Source organism: Paraburkholderia sp. EG287B, from assembly GCF_040965595.1.
GTDB lineage: Bacteria > Pseudomonadota > Gammaproteobacteria > Burkholderiales > Burkholderiaceae > Paraburkholderia.
The window spans coordinates 107,501-123,679 of sequence record NZ_JBFRCG010000023.1 but is presented as its reverse complement, the minus strand read 5'-3'; the positions used below and the strand labels follow the sequence as shown (position 1 = coordinate 123,679).

Here is a 16,179-nt window from a genome sequence, read left to right as displayed (position 1 = left end):
TTTATACAATGCCCGAATGTCAGCACTGGATCCTCGATATCGGCGGGAGCTGCGGCACTTAGCTACCGTTTGCCGCTGTTTTCTTTTATCTCTTTGCGCCCGACGTTAGTCACTGCCTGTGTGAACTGGACCAATCTTCCTGACACTGAAGGAGTTGTCCCGGCACGCCCCCCACAGACCCCTTCACAAATGTTCTCTTCAGGCGATGAAAAACTGGAACGGAAACCGTCCAAGCACCTGCCGGGCGACAGGCTCAACTGCATTCGAGTCGAGGTGCAACTCCACTACCAGGCCCTTGGCCTTGTCATCCTGGACAACAAGCTCCCGAAACGGGACATGATCCCCACGCAACGCAGCTTCGAGTGCATCCTTTGTCTCGCGGCGTTTGAGCGCAGGCTTGAAGATCTTGCCCACTGCAGTCAAAGGCATTGTTTCCACGATGCGGACCTGTCGCGGCATCGCGGCCCGCTCAGTAATCAGGTCCTTGATGAACGCCAGCAACTCGGATTCCGTGGCCGAAGCACCTGGGCGCAACTGCACATAAGCTACGGGGAGTTCGCCGGCATGCGCGTCCGGACGTCCGACGGCGGCGGCAATCTCCACTGCGGGATGCCGATGCAATGGCTCCTCAATCGTCAAAGGATCGATGTTGTGACCGCCGCGGATGATCAGTTCTTTCTTGCGCCCGGTCAGCCAGAAGTAACCCTCTTCATCCTGACGCGCGAGGTCGCCCGTGTTGAGCCACGAGAGCCCGTCACCGCAATCGATCCATACCCCGCGGTTCTGATCTGCGATGCGGTAACCGGCAAAGACGTTCGGGCCGGCCACGCTGAGCACGCCTACTTCGCCGTATCCACAGTCGCGTAGCCAGGCCCCGTCCTCATCGAGCTCGACCACCTTCATTTTCTGACCTGGTACGCGCAGGCCGATGGAGCCAAGACGACGTTCGCCCAACGGGGGATTGACGCTGCTGACGCAAGTCGCCTCGGTGAGGCCGTAGCCCTCCAGGATCTTGATGCCCGTGTGTTGCTCAAATTTGCGGAATACTTCCACAGGCATTGGCGCAGCACCGCACAGTCCATACTCAAGGCAGCTGACATCGTGCCGACCGACCGGAACCTGCAGGAGCGACGCGTAGAGGGTTGGGACTGCGCTAAAGAAGTTGATGCGGTGATACTCCACCATTTCCCAGAACCGGGCCACCACACCCTCGCCGCGATATCCCTGCGGCGTTCCGAGAATGACGTGCGCACCTCTGGAAAACGGCAACAACCCGGTGACAAGCACGCCATTCACGTGAAAGAGCGGCAATCCGCAAAACACCACCTTGCCGGGACCGATACCGTCGCCCAGCACCTGCGCGGTACTCCATGCGTTGGCAACCTCGTTGCCATGCGTGCGCATTGCGAGCTTGGGCAGGCCAGTCGTGCCGCCGGTGCAGAAGTACGAGGACGTGTCGTCACGCGAAAAGCTGCGTCCTTTGCTCAAATGATCCGATGGGTATTCGCAGATTGCGTTGTTCAGATCGTGGATCACGATCCCCGGCGGAACTGCGCCTCGCAAACCATCTGAGCCATGCAGGCGCTCGATTTCGCCCTTCTGTACCATCTGCGCCGCATACCGTCTCGCCCCCTGGACGCGGTCTGCGAGATTGACCAGGACGAGGTGCCGCAGTGAGTCAATGGAAGACAGATGCGGCTGAAGTTTGGCCCAAGTATCCGTTCCCGGGAATGGCGCCAGCGTGACCAGCACCGTCGCATTCGCTGCCTTCAACAGCTCAGCGATCGCCGCCCCCTCGAGGAGCGGATTCAACGCGGTGACGATACCAGTCGCTTGTCCACCCCAGATCACGAAATGGGTCTCGGGGAGATTGGGCAAGACAAAGGCGATCACGCTCTCTTTCGAGACGCCGATGGCATCGAAGAAGTTTGCGGTCTGCGTGATGCGCGCGAGAAGCTGCCGGTAGGTCCAGGTGTCGGGCGCGTGATGCTCGTCGACGGATAAAAAGAAGCTCAGGGCCGGAGCTTCGGGATGCAGGGTTGCCGCCCGACAGATCATCTCGTATGTGCTCTGCGGAAGATCGTCCGGTAACCCGTGCATTTCCGCGGCTTCAACGTCGTGCATTGTTGCTGTTCCAGACATGGTCATCACCTCTGCGCGACGATACGGTTGCGCTGCACGCCCAGATCCACGCGGCCGTCCACCGAGCGGATACTTGCTTCCACGACGTCGCCGACCTTAAGGTATTGCGATCTCGCCGACTGAACCTTCAGGAAAATCTCCCACTTCTTCTTTTCGGGAAGCAGCGCCGCGAACTTCTGCTTCGCGGGCGAGGGAACAGACAACGCGCAGCCGGCAGGAGTGCCGGTTGCGAGCAGATCGCCCGCGTCGAAGTCCTGGACGTGGGACAGTTCGGTAAGCGTCTCAGCTGGCCCGTAAACGAGGTTTGCCGTTGTGTCGTTTTGCCGGATTTGACCGTTGACAGTCAGCTTCAACTGAAGATTTCGCAGTGCCTGGAAATCCTCGCGCTCGAGCAGAGTCAGCCAGGGGCCGACGGGGCCGAAGGTACGGAACGACTTGCCCTTGTAGAACTGCATCTGGGGAATCTGGACATCACGCGCCGAATAGTCGTTGACGATTACGGCACCAGCCACATACTCGTGCAGATTGTTGTCTGTGACCTGCACTGGACCATGAATGGCCTTGCGCAGGATCAGTCCAAGTTCGATCTCATAGTCGAGATACTGAACCATACGCGGGCGTATTACGTCGCTGTCCCCCGGCACAATACAGCCAGAGGCCTTGGTGAAGATCATGTTGTAAGTCTTCACGTCGGGATCCATCCCCGACTCAATCATGTGCTGGCGATAGTTGGCTCCCTGGCAGACGAATTGCTGATTCTGCGTCACCGGCGACAGCAGCTTGACGGCAGATCGGTCGAGCGTTTCGCCGTCAAGTGCTGCCAGCGCGGCCGGAGTCGTGCAGCGAATGAAGTCGCCGGTAGTGGCGTAGTCACCGGGAACCGGCGTAATGCGATTGTCGCGAATCACACCCCAACGGGTGTGACTATCGTGCTCAAATCGGACAATATTGATTGGCATGGCTAAATACTCAGTCTTGAAATCGATACATTGTGTGTCGGACGCCATTTACTGGACAACGTCACCGACGATTACTGCCCATGTTCCCTTGACGGCGAGACCGTTGTTGCAGCGAATCCTGTTCGCCGCTCCTGCGCGCCGATCACGCGAACAATCGCGCGAGCGTCACAAGTTTCCGCAGCGTCAGATCCGGGGTACGCCTGAGGTTGCGGACCAGTGCAGCAATCGCTGATGGATTAAGCCTCGGCTTGGTAAAGCTGGCCGGCATCGTCTGCCCCCACTGCGACATGGCCTCGCGACTGACGGCATGCACCCCAAGCGGACGGTTCGCAGTGAACATGTCCCCATCGCAGTAGTGTTCATGCTTGTCTCCCCATGGATCCTCCCAGTAGTCGAAGATCTGGCTGCCCAGAATGTGCCGGCCGATTCCCCATGCATGCTTCCATCCGCGCTCGCGCAGGACGCGCTGCCCCATCCCAACCGCGTCCGCGTCGACAACTTCGTAGGCGCTATGGCTATAGACCGGCATGAAGCTCTGTGCCAACGCGAGTGTGTGATGGTCTGCCGGCGTATCACCAAGATCCAGGCGAAAGAAAGTCACGGCGGGAGAACCGTCAGGCAACACCTGAACATCGCTCGGGATCAGACCGAGTTGCTCCGTGTACCAGGCACTGCAAGCCTGATAGTTGGCGACTTCCAGTACGCAGTGACCCAGACGAACGATCTCGGGCGGCTTCGCTGGGGGGCGCTGCGTGTCATCGATGCGCTGCACGGCCCCAGCGGTATTGATGTGAAGCGGCTCTCGACGCGGCAATTCGGCTGCCGGAACCTGGCCCCAGGCAACTTCCACCTGGAAGCCGGCTGGATCCCGCAGCGCAACGCGTTCACCACCACCGGGATGCGCAGCGGGTTCGATCTGGCTGGCGCCCGGCACTGCCGCGAGCCTCTCCAGGTCCGCGCGCGCCGCTACCGCGAAGCCAAGGCCAACGAAGCGAGGTTTGTCTGCGCGATGGACACGGTAGCAGTACGGCGTGCCGGACGTGCCGCGCAGATACAACACCTCGTCCGAGCGTTCGGCAACCACGAGACCGAAGTCAACGAGGAAGCGCTCGGCCTCGTCAAGATCCGGCCGCTCGAAGATCAGATAGGCCAGCGAGGTGGCTTTCACCGTCGGATTGGGATGGCGAGCCGGTTGGGTGGTAAGCAGTTGAATCATGGTAACGAGCACGAAGGTTGGCAACGTCCAGATGGGCAACCCCAAGTTGGCGACAGCTTGACCCAATTATGAACACTGATGTTCATCAAAGCATATCAGTGTAAATCACTAGTGATCCTTCTTGACTCTTTATGAACAGTCGTGTTCAATTATAGACGTCATTTGATGGAACTGCTCATGGAACCCAATCTTCCGATCATTTCCCGGATCCATCGGGCGGCGTTCGAGCTCTTTGCAGAGAAGGGAGAGAAACAGGTCAGCATCAGCGAACTGGCTCAGACGGCCGGGATTGCGCGCGGAACGGTCTACAACCACGTGCCATCGCCCGAGGCGCTCTTCGAAACCGTTGCTGCACGCATGGCGGAGGAAATGCACGAACGGGTCGTCGCGAGTTTCGCCGGCGTCCCCGACCCGGCACATCGACTGGCCAATGGCATCCGCTATTTCATCCGCCGGGCTCACGATGAGCCTCACTGGGGGCGATTCCTCAGCCGGTTCGCCTTCAGCCACAAGGCGCTGCAGGGGATGTGGGGCGGAGCTGCGATGCGGGACGTCCTCGACGGCCTGGAGCAACAGCGATACGACTTCCATCCCGACCAACGGCATTCGGCCACGGCCTTGATCGCGGGTGCCGTGCTCGCCTCAATCCTGCTGGTGCTCGACGGCCACCGGACCTGGCGTGACGCAGGTTCGGACACTGCGGAGCTGGTGTTGCGCGCGCTCGGTGTAGGAGTCGAGGCTGCCCGACGCTACGCGACCGACGAACTTCCACCGCTGGCCGATTGCGCATGACACGTTGCTCTTGTCGAGCTTATCGCCTGTGCGGCAGAAAGAGTACATAGCGGCCACTGGATTACACACACGTCGCCAATCGCATCGTGCAGTAGTCGGCGCGGTGTGCCAGGTGCAAGAGACTATGGATTATTAGGAGACCTGTATGACTACGACGCCTGTCCTGATTGTCGGCGGCGGCCCTGTTGGAATGACACTCGCCTTGAGCCTCAGTCGGCAGGGCATTGCCTCCGTGGTGCTCAATGACCGCACAGGCACGACGCGCCATCCGAAGCTGGATGTCGTCAATTGCCGTTCCATGGAGATCTTTCGTCAACTGGGTTTGGCCGACAAAGTCCGTGCAGCCGGCAATCCCCTGAATGCCAACCAGTACGCGGCCTACGCCGCTTCCGCGAGTGGGCCGTGGTACGGCGTCCTGCGTGATCGCCACCTTTTCTATCTGCCCGTGGCCCAGGCTCGCAAGCAGATCGAAACCTGCATCGACGGGAGTCTGCCGCTCGAGTCGATGCAGCGGATATCGCAGATGTATCTCGAACCTATTCTGCTTGAAGCAGCGCAGGCGGACACGAACATCGACATTCGTTTCGGCTGGAAAATGGAAGACTTCCGGCAGAACTCCGATGGCGTCATCGCAAACGCCCGTCGTCTGGAAGACGGTCAAACCGAGCAGTTCCAGGCTCAATATCTGATCGGCTGCGATGGTCCGAACAGCCTGGTCCGACGGTCCCTGGCGATCGAGTATGACGGCACGCGCGATCTGATCGGTGAGTTGTACATCATTCATTTCCGCTCCGAAGCAGTCAAAACGCTTTACCCCGATCAGCAGCCCTACTGGCATACCTGGCTCAGCCGGCCCGGGTTCACCGGATTGCTCGTTTCACCGGACGCCAGCAAGGACGACTGGGTGCTCCACCTCGCCTATCCGCCGCGGGCCGGAGAGTCACTGGAAGCACTTGTCGAAAGCGCTCTTGGTACAAAACTGCCGTTCGAGATCGTCCAGAGCGGACCCTGGCGGCCGCAGTTCCTCGTTGCGCAGCGCTTCGGTCAAGGGCGTGTATGGATGGCAGGAGACGCCACGCATCAATACATGCCTACGGGTGGGCTCGGAATGAACACCGGCGTGACAGAGGCACACAATCTGGCCTGGAAACTGGCCGCCATGCTCAAGGGCTGGGGCGGCAAGGATCTGCTTCCGAGTTACGGGATCGAACGCCTGGCCATCGCACGCCGGAACCGCGACCACGTAATGAAATGCGCTGCGGCCGCGTTCGAAGCGCAGTTTCCCGACAAGGACGCAGTTTTCGAGGCCACCCTCAAGGGCGACGATCAGCGCAATGAGTTAGGACATATGCTGGAGACGCGCATTTCTCGGATGTACGAGGCACTTGGCATCGAGATAGGATATCGCTATGAAGGCTCCCCGGTGATCTTGCCCGATCACGCTGAAGCGCCTCCCTATCCCGAGATCGAGTACCGCCCGACAACCTGGTCGGGAGCGCGCCTGCCAAGTACCTTCCGCGCAGACGGCACCGCGCTTTTTGACCAACTCGACCCGTGCGGATTTACGCTTCTGGTTGCCGAAAGTGCGGACTGCGACACAAGTCCGATGCGCGCAGCTGCGGCCGCTGCAGGCGTGCCACTCATCTCTTTGCACATCCACGAGCCACACATCATCCGGATGCTTGAATGCAAGTGGGTGCTCGTGCGCCCCGATCAACACGTGTGCTGGCGCGGCAACATGCTACCCGCCGACTGCCAACCCATCATCGATACCGCGCGTGGAGCCCAATCATGAATCACGCTACCCATCCCGTCACGCGGCCCGTTCGCCGTCCCCAGCCATCCTCCCGGGCGGAACGCGTCCGGAATTCGCTGATCGATCACATCCCATCGACGCTGGCGAACTTTGGTGTATTTGCCCTGCTGTCGATGACGCCCAGACTCATCCACCGTGCCGCAGCACGCACACCACGACTGCAGGAATTGTTAGGGACCAGTTCGTTCGTCGTAACCATAACAACATTGCAAGGCGGCGGTGGCCAACTGACGCTGCGCAACGGGCAACTGTCGTTCAGTCGTAGCACCACACACACTGCGGATCTGACCCAGACGTGGTCGTCGGCCCGCGAAGCACTTCGAGCGCTGACCAGCAGCGACGAAACAGACCTTCAGCGTGCCTTCGTTGCCGGTGACCTGAAGATGCGAGGAAGCTTTCTTCCCGTACTTTGGCTCAACGAGGCGCTCAAGCTCGCGCGAGGTCGAGACAGCAAACAGGTTACCCGGTTCCTGTCGCGCGACGCGGCCTGACCGGTCGATTCCACACTCCACGCTCCTTACCCGAAGCCCATCATGTCCATACACTCCATCGATACCCAGGTCGTCATCTACGGCGGTGGCATCGCCGGCGCCCTGCTTGCCAAAACCCTTTCCCGCACCCTCCCGGTCACACTGGTCGACCCGAACGAGTACTTCGAAGTACCGATGGCGGCACCCCGAAGTCTCGTGAAGCCTGAGTTCGCTGAGCAGTCGATCATCCCCTTTGCCAAAGCGTTGCCCCGTGTCCATCATGTTCGCGGCACGTTGGTCGAACTGCGGCGCAACGGCGGCCTGGTCGAACTGCACGATGGTCGAAGACACGTCGTCAAGGGGCGCGTGACGGTCCTGGCCACCGGAAGCGCTTTTTCGAATTCCCTGATGCGCGCCATGGGTGGCGCGTCAGTCAACGAACGCAAAGCCTTCTATGCCAGCTACCAGCAACGGATCGCCGCGGCGCAACGAATTCTCATCGTTGGCGGTGGTCCGATCGGCGTCGAAGTAGCAGGAGAAATTAGCGAAATTCACCCGCAGAAGTCCATCACGATCCTCGAGGCAGGACCTCGGTTGTTGGGCGGAACATCGGAAGCCGCGGCAGCCCACGCCGCGAAGGTTCTGAAAAACCGCGGCGTGACGCTCCTGCTCAACGAGCGGCTCAAGCTGGCCGGCAGTACCAGCGCGGACGCATTTGCGCCTGCCGGCGAAGCACAGACCGAATCTGGAAAACGCATTCCGTACGACCTCCTGATCTGGTGCATCGGCGGAAAACCCAATACGGGCTACATGAAGCAGCACTTCCCCTCGGCGCTAAATGGCGCAGGACGGATTCGCGTTACGCCTGAACTGCGGGTCGTCGGGATGGATACAGTCTTCGCACTCGGCGATATCACCGATCTGGACGAAAACAAGATGGCCTGGCATATCGACAGCCAGGTCAAGAATGCGGCCTACAACATTCGAGCCGTTTTGGCCGGTTCCGGCAAGTCGCCACGACTGAAGGCTCATAAGCCGCAAACCGGAAACCCGATGATGGCCGTCACGCTCGGCAGTCGCAACGGGGTTCTCCATCTGCCGGTGCTGGGTGTCGTTCGCTCTCCAGCCTTCAGCCGTATGGCGAAGGCTGGCCATATGCTCGTACCCAAGTTCAGGAAGGCGCTTGGCGTCTAGCTCCCTGCAGCCACGGCAATCGGTCAGGTTCGCCGAAGAACATGGACGCTCCCTGAGTTCCCCAATTTATTCCATACCGGAGTTCTATTCATGCAACACACCTCCAACACGCTGGGCCGCCTTGCTGCCGGCCTGGTGATCGCCTGCGTTGCCGGTACTGCTCTTGCGCAGGCCTCGCCGGTGGGCACCTGGAAAACGATTGACGATACAACCAGGCAGCCTCGCGGCGAAGTCACTATCGTCAAACAGAATGATACGTATTCGGGCGCGTTGACCAACGTGCTAAAGGAAGACGAGCGCACCAAAATCTGCACGAAGTGCACTGACGACCGGAAAGACAAACCCATCGTTGGCATGACGATCCTGTCCGGGATGAAGAAGACAGGAGACAACGAATGGTCAGGTGGGACGATCCTCGATCCGGAAAATGGCAAGGCGTACAGCGCGAAGATGTCCCTGTCGGACGATGGAAAGAAGCTGAATGTGCGGGGGTTCATCGGCATCAGCCTGCTCGGCCGGACGCAGACCTGGCTGCGCGAATAGTCAGAACCCATGTCGTGCCACGCGTCCTGCCACCCGACGGGAGAATGGCCTGGCAGGCCGCACTTCAGCGCGCTGTGGCGGCCCACATTTGTTGCCCGATGATCTGACGAGGGAAGCCTTTCATTTTCCCATCGAGATGTTGACCAAAATTAGACAATCGTGTCCAATGGTAGACAATCAAGATGGAATCAGTCATGGAGCCCAATCTCCCGATCATTTCCCGGATCCACCGGGCGGCCTTTGAGCTTTTCGCAGAAAAAGGCGAAACACAAGTCAGCATCAGTGAACTGGCCCATGCGGCCGGCATTGCTCGTGGCACGGTCTATAACCATGTGCCGTCGCCCGAAGCGCTATTCGAGACCGTCGCCGCACGCATGGCGGAGGAAATGCACGAACGCGTCGTTGCAAGCTTTGTGAACATTTCCGACCCCGCCCAACGGCTAGCCAACGGCATTCGCCACTTCATCCGTCGAGCTCACGAGGAACCTCACTGGGGTCGCTTCCTTAGCCGCTTCGCATTTAGCCACGATGCGCTACAGAACATGTGGAGCGGGCCCACGATGCGCGACGTTCTCGATGGATTGGAGCAAGGTCGTTACGACTTTCGGTCGGACCAGCTTCATTCGGTGATTGCGGTTATCGCGGGTTCGGTGCTCGCCTCAGTCGTCCTGGTACTCGACGGCCATCGGACCTGGCGCGACGCTGGGTCCGATACGGCCGAACTCGTGTTGCGCGGTCTCGGTGTCGAAGCTGAAGCCGCCCGGCGCTATGCAACGACCGACCTGCCACCGTTACCAGAACGCGCATAGCGCCATAACTCGCTCGCTGGGGTAGTGCTAGCGCACGTGCCGCGAAATGAATTCAAGGACGGGGCCGGTTAACGTCTGGTCGCTGGTATCGACCGAATAAATTTCGGACATATGCCCATGTTGTTTCGCGACCAGCATCGCATGATTGCGGCCTGCCGCGGTCAGCGCGGCATCAAGATGCTGGGCCTCGTCAATCATCGCCTGTGGGTCGAACTCCGCAGAGGTGATCAGTAACGGAACGGCAGACGCCACCAGACCATTGACGGACGCTCTGCCGATGGCCGTTTCCGGCGGCCCAAAGTAAACGTTGACCGAGGGATCCCGCAACGTGTAGATCCCTGACGACAGGACCGCAGCTGAAACGGGCTCCGTTGCGCCCTCAACGTCGCGATAGACCTCTGGATGTGCCAGGAAGCTTGCTACGTGCGAAGCGCCGGCGGAATGCCCCCACAGCACGATGCGCTGCGGATCCGCGCCTAAAGCAGTAGCATGGCTACGCGCCCACGCAACTACCTGCGCGATTTCGCGTTGCACGACCGGATAAGCGGCCTTTGGTGCGAGCGTGTAGTTCATGTTCACACCGACCATGCCATGCTTGACTGCCCAAATCATGACGTTGTCGTAAAAAGGCCCGATCCTGCCATCAGGTGTCCTGCTTTTGTCGTCAAAACGAAAGGCACCGCCATGAACGAAAATCAGAATGGGGCGTGGTCGCGAAGCTTCCACCGGCGTGAAAACGTCCACATTTTCCTTTTCACCCGCGCCATAAGCGACGTCGCGCTGCACGGCAATACCTTCCGCCGGCATCCGCTCCTGCATTGGCGCGTAGATATGCGCAGTCTCAAATGGATCGACCTTGGGTCCCATTGCAGCAATTGCTGGTGCGATGTTCGCGGGAACCTGTGCCTGAGCGCTCGCACAGGCTAGCAAGCTGCCTGAAACGCACAATGGAATTGCACCACGCGAAGCTAACAGGAGAATGGGTTTCTGAAGATGCCGAATCATTGATTGCAATCGCTCGCAGAAAATGACTTATTCTGCCGATAAAGTCAGGGCTTTGTGTCTCGAATTTTTACAATATATTGCGTGCAACGCTTCTTTCCGAAGTGCGTTTTGGGCAGACTTCGATCCAGGCCTTGTCGCTGCCAGATCGACCATTAGCGAACACGATCGACGATCCAATGAATCTCACGCCATCAGGTGTCAGTGCTTCGCTGCGTCAGCTGCTTGCTCTCGCAACATCTTCCACCGCGAAGCGGCGTTTTCCGTTCGCCCTGCGCGCCGGCTTAAGCAGCGGAATTCCTGTAGTGATCGGCTGGTTTGCCGGCGATATCAAAGCCGGGCTACTCGCAACCATCGGGGCATTCACGGCGCTCTATGGAAGCGGCCGGCCTTATCGCAACCGCGCCGTTCACCTTGCCGCTATTGCGATTGCACTAGCTGCTATCGTCGCGTTGGGTATCAGCGTGGCCCCCCATCCCTGGTTTGCCGCATTCATCGTGGCAATGATCGCGGCACTTGCTACGTTCATCTGCAATGCGCTGCACATCGGGCCACCTGGCGCGTACATGTTTGCGCTTGCCTGCGCAAGCGGAACCGGGATGGCGGGTGACGCCAGCGACCCGATCCGAAGCGGCCTCTACGTTCTGTGCGGCGGCATCATTTCGTGGCTCTCGCACATGACGGGCGCACTGCTCGACCGACGCGGGCCCGAACGGTCTGCTGTGATCGCGGCGGCGGAATCGGTTGCGAACTTCGTCGATTCCACCGGTACGCCGCACAACGGGACCGCCCAGCATCAGGCGGCTCGCACACTCGACGAGGTCTGGACCACACTCGTGACGCTCCAACCTGTCATGCAAAAACACGAGTGTGCGCTGGATACGTTGCGCCAGTTTGCACAACAGCTTCATACCATCTTTGCTTGCGCTCTCACTGCGGCCGGCGAAAATAGACCAGCGCAATCTAGTCTTGCAGAGGAAGCTCGCGAGATTGGCCGGAAGGCGAAATTGGGAATCCTCGACGCAATCTCTCCCCCAACGAGACCGTTCCCTCTCGGCCGCCCTCGCGCCGTTGCTGCGCTGCTGGAAGGCCTTGCCCCGTGGTCCACCCCCCTGCTGCTCTCCGCACGCGTGTGCGCAGCGACACTCATCGCTGGGGCAATTGGCGTCGCGCTCGGCCTGGACCGGGCTTACTGGGGTATGGCGGCCGTCGTTGTTGTGCTGAACCAGCCGTATGGCTGGCCGGGCACGCTACGTCGAGCGCTTTCGCGGGTAGTTGGAACGCTGCTCGGCCTTATGTTGGCGTGGTGCATCTTTGTGGGTCAACTGCAGGGAGTATGGATTGCGGCCACAGTGGGACTTTTGCAATTCCTCGTGGAGATCTGGGTGGTGCTCCAGTATGCAATCGCGGCGATCTTCATCACGGCCAACGCAATGACAATCGCCGCGGGAGGAAACATGCCCCTTGGCATTGCCGAGCTTTTCACCGCGAGAGCGCTTGATACTGCTATTGGTTGCGCTATAGCCATCGCGGTCTTCTCGATTGCCGCACCGCGTTACTCGACACGTCAGTTCCGCAGTGAACTCGTGCGCACCATCGTCGCAGCCCAACGCGTGCTTTGGTGCCTGTCGCATCGCATGGTCGTTACTTCTGAGGCTCTCGAAGCGCGCCGAGATCTTCAACACCGCGCCATGGCGCTACAGGATCTGTTCAATGCGGATTCAGCAATGCTCGAACGGAGTACATCCAGTGCGACGAAGATCGCATCCGTAGCCGCCGCAGCGCAAGCGCTCACGTACCGGTTGTTGAATATCTGCTGGCAAATCGAATCGCAGAACGTCTGCGCAACCCAGCCGATCGTGTTCGACGATTGTTCGGTCGCCTACGACTGGCTCGAATCGCTCAAACAGTTAATCGAAACCGGTTCCTCCTCACTTCCAGCCGGCGCGTCACCGCGGTTTCTCGGAGACGAGATCATCGAAATCGAAAAGGCGCTCCGTGAACGCTCTTGAAGGCGACAAAGTCAGCAAGGCGTTCTCCTGGGCCCCCACTCCATCTGCGCCAGGAGTTGGAGGGTGCCACGTTACCCAACCGGGATCATCTTGCCTCAGAGTAGTCTTCCGCAGCGACCATGCATGTACGGTGGAGCTTACCGGTTCCAGTTTTCCCCAGATATCGAAAGGCAATATCTGCCTGCCGTCTAGCGCTATCTCCCGCTGACACTCCGCAACCGAGAATTTGCGCGTGTTGCTTTGGGAGAAAACTGGAACCGTCAAGTGTTTCGGGTACCGGCGATCGGGTTTCGGCGTGTCATACACGGCGCGCGTTACGCCGAGTTTCTTAGCTGAAGCACCGGGGAAGGCTTTGCGTCGCTCGCCCCTTTGCCCCGTGCTGGTGCGTATATGCACTCGAACGAATGCCAGACGTCCGATGATCGCCCCGTTGCCGCGAAGACAACGTTTGACCACGTGACGTCTGCCATTGAAGACGACAGGCCCGAAGCTTGCATAACAGGGAACAAGAACCACGCTCCCCTGGAACCAACACATGTCGAATCCACAAGCAATCGTCGACCTCACTCATGAAGTCAAACGCCTCGCCACGAGCAAGATCAGCGATATCAACGACATCAACCGCGAGACCACATTCCTCGCCCTGAACGCGCTCATCGAGGCGGCGCGCGCGGGCAACGCGGGCAAAGGCTTCGCGGTTGTCGCAAACCAGGTCAAGCAAGTTTCCAGGCGCATCTCGGAAATCACCACAGATCTGAACAAGGATCTCGCCGGCTCGCTGTCCACGCTTACGCAACTCGGCGATAGCATGATCGAGCGCCTGCGTTCGCACGACGGTCAACGTTGCGCAGATCTCGCGCTCAACATGATTGATGTCATCGACCGCAACCTCTATGAGCGCTCGTGCGATGTGCGCTGGTGGGCCACAGATTCGGCCGTCGTGGATTGTCTCGCCAATCATGATACGTCTTCTGCGAAGCATGCCAGCGAGCGGCTTTCGGTAATCCTTGATAGCTACACGGTCTACCGTGACATATGGATAGTCGATGAACACGGTGTCGTCGTCGCGAACGGGCGGCCAGCCTTGTATGCCGCGCGCGGCGAGAACGTCGCAGGTGCGGATTGGTTCAGGAACGCGATGAAAACCAGGTCAGGTGCGGACTACGTCGCATGCGACGTCGAGGCCCTCGTCTTGATGCACAACGCTCAGGTGGCAACCTATTCGACCGCGGTCCGCGAGGGAGGGCTAGCGAACGGTCGCGCGCTGGGCGCAATCGTGATTTTCTTCGACTGGGCGCCGCAAGCCGGCGCTGTTGTAAGAGGCGTCCGTCTGAGCGAAGAGGAATGGACTCGCTCGCGCTGCATGATCGTTGATTCGAACTTTCGAGTGATAGCCGCCTCAGACGGTCAGGGTATCCTGACCGAACGCTTGCGCCTGCAGGTCGACGGCAGGCAGACAGGCTACTATCGGGCTTCAGACGGAGCGATCGTGTCATTCGCGGCGACGCCCGGCTACGAGACATATCGTGGGTTGGGCTGGTATGGCGTCATCTGCCAGAAATCAGCATAAGGTCGCGCGCGCAGGGGTTGGGTCTGTTCGCGAACAGTCAACCACCTGAGCAGAGCTCAAGTTTTCCGCGAAGACCGCCGTGCAAAGCGGCTATGAGGATAAGTCTTCTTATCCTCCGTCGTCGGCGATCTAAGGCGCTTTGCTCGCAGCACTTCGGTTACGGCCGTAGCCGCGATAAGGGCGTTTATCGCGGCTACGCGTTCGGTCGCCCAACCGACAGTCCAACGTCGAATTGCCGATATCATTAAGAATGGAATGAACGTCCCCCACCCGACGGTGTGGCGACATAGTGAGCGAATCCGCACGCGCTGACGGGCCCAGAAATTTCCAGTTGAGAGATGAAGATGAAGGTTTCCCGCGGCAAACCGGAGGATGCGAGATGAGCTATATGACCGTCGGCGTAGACATCGCTAAGAATGTGATGCAGATGCACTGGGTCGAACCGGAGACCGGTGAAGTCTTCAACAGATCGATCAAGCGCGCAGCATTCCTCGAACACTTCGCGAATCGCGCGCCTTGTTTGATTGGAATGGAGGCCTGCGGCGGTTCACAGCACTGGGCGCGGCGGCTAATTGAAATGGGACATCAGGTGAAGCTGGTTCCCGCCAAGTTCGCCAAGGCGTTCAACATCGGGAACAAGAATGATGCGGCTGACGCGCGTGCCATATGGATGGCCACGCAGATGCCCAGCAAGAGCGTCGCCGTAAAGAGTGAAGCGCAGCAGGCCGTCCTGGCGCTCCATCGGATGCGCCAACAGAAGCTCAAATTCCGCACGATGCAGATCAACAGTCTGCGTGGTCTACTGACCGAATATGGAGAAGTGATGGGCAAGAGCCGCGCTGCGCTGGACAAAGCAATCCCGCATGTGCTGGCCAGGCTGGCCGACCGGCTGCCGGCCATGTTGATCGAGTCACTGCGCGAGCAGTGGAACGATCTCGAAAACCTGGACCGTCAGATCGCCGACATCGAACGCCGTTTGCTGAACTGGATGAAAGAGAGCAATGCCTGCAAGGCGATAGCAGAGATTCCAGGCGTCGGCCTGCTGACAGCGACCGCAGCGGTCGCGACGATGGGTGATGCAAAGTCATTCAGGTCAGGGCGTGAGTTCGCAGCATGGCTCGGCCTCGTTCCCGCCCAAACGGGCACGGGAGGAAAGGTTCAATTATTGGGGATAAGTAAGAGGGGCGATACCTATCTACGCACTCTATTGGTTCACGGGGCGCGCAGTGTGTTGCACCATACGAAGGAGCCGAGTGAATGGCTCAAACAGATCAGCCTCAGGCGCCCGTCAAACATAGTGGCCGTCGCACTGGCGAACAAGATGGCGCGAACAATCTGGGCAATCCTGGTACATGGTCGTGAGTATGAACGCGCTTACGTGAGCATCAAGCCACACCTGACCGCCTGATGCTCACGTAAGCAGAAATCTGATTTTATGGAGTGAACTCTCAAAGTTGCGCTGGCAATCGTAAGTGATGACGACACAGGTAGGACCGGGACTCGCCAAACCTGGGAATAACCAAGAGCTTCGAGCTCGCGTTAAGAATGAGGTGCGAGTCAGCGGATTTCATAGGGGCCAGCAGCCAGTCAGGCTGTAGAAAAGGCCGGATATAGAGCTGCAACCTTCCTGTCAGTCACTACGAGCGAAAAACCG

The 16,179-nt window shown here is 59.3% G+C and carries 14 protein-coding genes; 9 read left to right on the top strand and 5 right to left on the bottom strand.

Going from position 1 to position 16,179, the window contains the following annotated elements; all coding sequences use genetic code 11:
- Nucleotides 1-198: 198 nt before the first annotated feature.
- From AB4Y40_RS34775 to AB4Y40_RS34765, 3 genes are all read right to left on the bottom strand, one after another.
- Entirely contained in the window at nt 199-2,142 is a 1,944-nt protein-coding gene (locus AB4Y40_RS34775) for an acyl-CoA synthetase (protein WP_368691691.1), read from the bottom strand.
- 5 nt (nt 2,143-2,147) lie between these two features.
- Nucleotides 2,148-3,101: a fumarylacetoacetate hydrolase family protein gene (locus AB4Y40_RS34770; protein WP_368691690.1), complete on the bottom strand. Its 954-nt coding sequence runs from the start codon at nt 3,099-3,101 to the stop codon at nt 2,148-2,150.
- A 142-nt stretch (nt 3,102-3,243) separates the two neighbouring features.
- Nucleotides 3,244-4,314, bottom strand: a complete 1,071-nt coding sequence (locus AB4Y40_RS34765) for a 2,4,5-trihydroxytoluene oxygenase (RefSeq protein ID WP_368691712.1) — start codon at nt 4,312-4,314, stop codon at nt 3,244-3,246.
- Between the two features lie 180 nt (nt 4,315-4,494).
- Here AB4Y40_RS34765 and AB4Y40_RS34760 point away from each other — a divergent pair, with 180 nt between their 5' ends.
- From AB4Y40_RS34760 to AB4Y40_RS34740, 5 genes are all read left to right on the top strand, one after another.
- Nucleotides 4,495-5,109: a TetR/AcrR family transcriptional regulator gene (locus AB4Y40_RS34760; protein WP_368691689.1), complete on the top strand. Its 615-nt coding sequence runs from the start codon at nt 4,495-4,497 to the stop codon at nt 5,107-5,109.
- 145 nt (nt 5,110-5,254) lie between these two features.
- Nucleotides 5,255-6,904, top strand: coding sequence for an FAD-dependent monooxygenase (locus tag AB4Y40_RS34755; RefSeq protein WP_368691688.1), 1,650 nt, complete (start codon nt 5,255-5,257; stop codon nt 6,902-6,904).
- Nucleotides 6,901-7,416 (top strand): hypothetical protein, encoded by a 516-nt coding sequence (locus tag AB4Y40_RS34750; protein WP_368691687.1) that lies wholly within the window; start codon nt 6,901-6,903, stop codon nt 7,414-7,416. The genes AB4Y40_RS34755 and AB4Y40_RS34750 overlap by 4 nt, the downstream gene beginning before the upstream one ends.
- 42 nt (nt 7,417-7,458) lie before the next feature.
- Nucleotides 7,459-8,589, top strand: coding sequence for an NAD(P)/FAD-dependent oxidoreductase (locus AB4Y40_RS34745; protein WP_368691686.1), 1,131 nt, complete (start codon nt 7,459-7,461; stop codon nt 8,587-8,589).
- Nucleotides 8,590-8,679: 90 nt separating this feature from the next.
- Nucleotides 8,680-9,132: a DUF2147 domain-containing protein gene (locus AB4Y40_RS34740; RefSeq protein WP_368691685.1), complete on the top strand. Its 453-nt coding sequence runs from the start codon at nt 8,680-8,682 to the stop codon at nt 9,130-9,132.
- 64 nt (nt 9,133-9,196) lie between these two features.
- On the opposite strand, the gene AB4Y40_RS34735 is transcribed toward AB4Y40_RS34740, so the two are convergent.
- Complete coding sequence (locus AB4Y40_RS34735) at nt 9,197-9,328, bottom strand: hypothetical protein (RefSeq protein WP_368691684.1); 132 nt, start codon at nt 9,326-9,328, stop codon at nt 9,197-9,199.
- Here AB4Y40_RS34735 and AB4Y40_RS34730 point away from each other — a divergent pair.
- On the top strand, nt 9,327-9,941 hold the full coding sequence (locus AB4Y40_RS34730) for a TetR/AcrR family transcriptional regulator (protein WP_368691683.1): 615 nt from the start codon (nt 9,327-9,329) through the stop codon (nt 9,939-9,941). The two genes, AB4Y40_RS34735 and AB4Y40_RS34730, sit on opposite strands and share 2 nt — an antisense overlap.
- Before the next feature lie 27 nt (nt 9,942-9,968).
- Here the strand turns inward: AB4Y40_RS34730 and AB4Y40_RS34725 are convergent, their stop codons facing one another.
- Complete coding sequence (locus AB4Y40_RS34725; RefSeq protein ID WP_368691682.1) at nt 9,969-10,808, bottom strand: alpha/beta hydrolase; 840 nt, start codon at nt 10,806-10,808, stop codon at nt 9,969-9,971.
- A gap of 314 nt (nt 10,809-11,122) precedes the next feature.
- Between AB4Y40_RS34725 and AB4Y40_RS34720 the strand changes: the two genes are divergently transcribed.
- The 3 genes from AB4Y40_RS34720 to AB4Y40_RS34710 all read left to right on the top strand — a co-directional run bounded on the left by AB4Y40_RS34720 (nt 11,123) and on the right by AB4Y40_RS34710 (nt 15,933).
- Entirely contained in the window at nt 11,123-12,955 is a 1,833-nt protein-coding gene (locus AB4Y40_RS34720; RefSeq protein WP_368691681.1) for an FUSC family protein, read from the top strand.
- Nucleotides 12,956-13,490: 535 nt separating this feature from the next.
- Nucleotides 13,491-14,525 carry a methyl-accepting chemotaxis protein gene (locus tag AB4Y40_RS34715; protein WP_368691680.1) on the top strand — a complete coding sequence of 345 codons (1,035 nt, stop codon included), beginning with the start codon at nt 13,491-13,493 and terminating at the stop codon, nt 14,523-14,525.
- Nucleotides 14,526-14,904: 379 nt separating this feature from the next.
- A complete protein-coding gene (locus AB4Y40_RS34710; protein ID WP_368691679.1) occupies nt 14,905-15,933 on the top strand; it encodes an IS110 family transposase in 1,029 nt (342 codons plus the stop codon).
- The last annotated feature ends 246 nt before the right edge of the window (nt 15,934-16,179 follow it).